Consider the following 279-nt stretch of genomic DNA (forward strand, 5'->3'; position numbering starts at 1 on the left):
CTGCTCGTCGCTCGTCGTCGTGCCGTGTCGATCGGTGTCGAGCCGCGTGAACCCGGCGGTGTCCGATGAGTCCCGAGAAGCGTCTGCGGTCGGCGGGCGCCGTGCTCGGGATCTCGCTGCTGATCGGGGTCGGCCTCGCCCGGACCGTCCCGTCGACCGCGGCGGCATGGACGGATGCCGAGCGGGCGACCGCGACGGGAACCTCGATCAACGTCCCGGAACCCATCGCCTCCGCATATCCCGGCTGCGTGGCGAGTAGCGGACTGCTGGGCGCCAACC

At 71.7% G+C, this 279-nt stretch carries 1 protein-coding gene; it reads left to right on the forward strand.

Annotated elements, in window-relative coordinates:
* Positions 1-65: 65 nt before the first annotated feature.
* A partial coding sequence (locus R0J87_RS19645) for a hypothetical protein (RefSeq protein ID WP_498888356.1) occupies positions 66-279 on the forward strand: 214 nt, incomplete at its 3' end.

The organism is Halomonas sp. SIMBA_159 (genome assembly GCF_046536035.1).
GTDB lineage: Bacteria > Pseudomonadota > Gammaproteobacteria > Pseudomonadales > Halomonadaceae > Vreelandella > Vreelandella venusta_A.